Source organism: Pontibacter rugosus, assembly GCF_042678745.1.
Classification (GTDB): Bacteria; Bacteroidota; Bacteroidia; order Cytophagales; family Hymenobacteraceae; genus Pontibacter; species Pontibacter rugosus.
In genome coordinates, this window is sequence record NZ_JBHTLD010000353.1 from 1 (window position 1) to 2796 (window position 2796).

Sequence of the window (2796 nt, forward strand, 5' to 3'; positions counted from 1 at the left end):
GTAAAAAGCCTTTTTATGAAGGTTAAAATAAAACAAGTTAGAAGCTCAAAACGCAGCCATACACCTGCTTCGGTAAATACCAGAAGGGAATTTTAAAATCAGTTCATGTCGGTTTTTACCTGTCGCCTTTCCTTCTCTGAAAAATTCTTCCTGCTGCGCCCAATTTTTTATGAATATGATCAAAGAATAATGCCACAAATGTTTATTTTTAGCTCTATTTAAATTCACAGCAGCCAGAGCGAGCGCTAGTTTTAACAAGTTGCCGCTCAGAGGCTCAAAGCTGAAGTCATTATGAAAAAGCACTACCGCTCCGATAAAAACTGCCAGAACTGTGGCACCATCGTTGAAGACAAATTCTGCCCTAATTGCGGGCAGGAAAACCTGGAGCTTCATGAGAACTTTGTGCATCTTGCCTTACATAGCGTAGGGCACTATTTTCACTTCGAGTCTAAATTTTTCAACAGTATGGTCCCGCTTTTCACGAAGCCGGGTTATTTAACAAAGGAGTATTTTGCTGGTAGACGGGCTGCTCACCTCAACCCGATCAGCATGTATATCTTTATCAGCATCCTGTTCTTCTTTCTTTTTACTGCCAATTCCAACATGGGTAAAAAAGATATTATGGAGGACAAAGCTGCCGCCGAAGCCGCGAAAGGGACAGAAGCAACCAGGCAGGACCTTACTAAACTGCGGGAAGCGGTGGAAAAGAAAGCGCTCAATGGTGAAGTATCTGATAAAGCGGCGGCCTTTACTTATACTATTCTGGACAATGCCGAAGCAACACTTGACACGAGCAAAAAAGCACATAATGATGCTATCATTTATACTAATCCTCGCGGAAAAAAGGCTGCCTTGGTAGAGCAGTATGAATCAGAGCAGCAAGAGCATATTTCAGAAGCAGCCGAAGAAAATGCCGTAATGCACTCGCTGGAAGCTAAGGCTAAAGAAGTGGCTGATGATGACTTACGAAGCCAGCTTTTCATCAATAAACTGCTGAGCCACCTGCCCAAAGTCATGTTTATTCTGCTGCCCTTGTTTGCCCTGATTCTAAAACTGGTTAACTACCGCTCCAAAACCAAATACTATGTAGAGCACCTGATTTATTCGATCCACGTGCACTCGTTTCTTTTCCTGTTTATTTCTGTCTTGATCCTGATAAGCTGGATTCTGCCGGGTGCCTCTGATTGGCTGCAGTTTATTGGGGTGGTGGTATCGCTGTGGTATATTTACCGTTCTATGCGTAACATTTACGGAAGCACCCGCTGGCGCACCATCTACAAATTTTTCGTGCTGTTTTTATCCTATGGTGTTCTACTTATGGTTAGCGGACTCATTGTAGTGGTGGCGACGCTGTATACTGTATAGCACAACCGCTTACTACCTTCCCCTGCTTTTCATACTTAAAAGTATAAATTGCTTAAATCAATTCAGCATAAAAAACCCTTTTGCTCTAACTTATGAAACGACTTATACTTCTGACCACTCTGCTTTTTAGTGCTTTTATTGGATATGGACAGGGCAGATACTTTATAGGCGTGAATGCAGGTTTAAGCTTTATCAACAACAACGGATTAAATTCTTCTACACCAGGAGCCACATTCAAAAATAAGCCCGCCTTCGTTTTTCCTGCGCAGGCAGGTGTTTATGCAGGAGAGAAAAGCAGACTGCGCATCGAGCTCAGTAACTTTAAAATAAAATCAGAACTCAACTATAACTACAACACAACCCAAACCGGCGACCCGCATATGCCTTCTTACGCTGAAGTAAAAATCGAGGTGCAGGCAGTTAACCTTAATTATGACTACCAGGTACTTAACCGAGGCAGCTTTGATGTGTATGCCTCGGCAGGCTTGAAGTCTCTTTTTTCCACCAGCAAGGATGAGTATACCACTTACGCAGACGGCAGAGAAGAAGAAACAGCCATACTAATCTCAGATTTTAATCGCAATCTTTTTGGATTAGGAGCTGGGCTAGTGGGCAGGTATAATCATACAAGTAAGATTGGCTTTACCTTTGTGCCAGCATACAGCCTTTATTCCGAGAGCTTTAACAAGAACAGTAGCAGCAAACTAAACAGGCTTGACCTTACTCTTGGTGTAGAATATCGGTTATAGTACCGGTAGCCATCATCCAATCCACAGTTATACTAACCAGCCTTACTGATCTGAACCAAATAGCTTTCCTTTCGCCCAATTTACAGCACCAGAGGCTTTGTCGGCGTAGTTGTTTATATCATTTACCACATCCCCCACATGGTGCTTTTCCCAGAGGGTGCCAAAGGTTTTACTCTTAGGTTTATCGATACTTAAAAACCTATTTTTGTTCTGCTCAGTGGCATTGCTGGCAAGTGTAAAGCCTTTTACCTCCGTTAGCACATAATGCTGCCTGTTCAGCAGCACATAAAACTGCTTGGCTTGTTCGGGTTTTATATCATAAGTAGCAGAATCGATATCAGTGTAAAACACCAACCTTTCTTTTTGCCCGTTTACCTGAATGTGCAGCGAGTTGGGGTTATACTCGGGCTTCACCGTCCAGAAGCCATTCACGAAAACATCGCCCACACGCACGTTTACTTTGCTGGAATTAGCCTTTAGCAGTGGCAGGTTTTTATAGGTGCTTTGAGCAAATACGGAGGAGGCAGCGGCTGCAAGTATGAATGCAGTTAAAAGAGGTTTTAAAGTTTTCATGGCTAAAAAATGGTAATAAACATTGTAGTATGGCAGGAGCCTAAAACGGTACTACTCAGGCTCCCAAACTTCCGCTACGGCAATAATCGATATAGCAATTTAATGTTAT

Annotated in this window: 3 protein-coding genes; 2 read left to right on the top strand and 1 reads right to left on the bottom strand. The window is 42.7% G+C overall.

Annotated elements, in window-relative coordinates; translation table 11 throughout:
• Positions 1-291: 291 nt before the first annotated feature.
• Both ACFQ2O_RS21005 and ACFQ2O_RS21010 read left to right on the top strand, forming a co-directional pair.
• Complete coding sequence (locus tag ACFQ2O_RS21005) at positions 292-1365, top strand: DUF3667 domain-containing protein (RefSeq protein WP_377532738.1); 1074 nt, start codon at positions 292-294, stop codon at positions 1363-1365.
• 92 nt (positions 1366-1457) lie between these two features.
• Complete coding sequence (locus ACFQ2O_RS21010; protein WP_377532740.1) at positions 1458-2114, top strand: hypothetical protein; 657 nt, start codon at positions 1458-1460, stop codon at positions 2112-2114.
• Positions 2115-2156: 42 nt separating this feature from the next.
• On the opposite strand, the gene ACFQ2O_RS21015 is transcribed toward ACFQ2O_RS21010, so the two are convergent.
• Complete coding sequence (locus tag ACFQ2O_RS21015; protein ID WP_377532742.1) at positions 2157-2687, bottom strand: hypothetical protein; 531 nt, start codon at positions 2685-2687, stop codon at positions 2157-2159.
• Between the last annotated feature and the right edge of the window lie 109 nt (positions 2688-2796).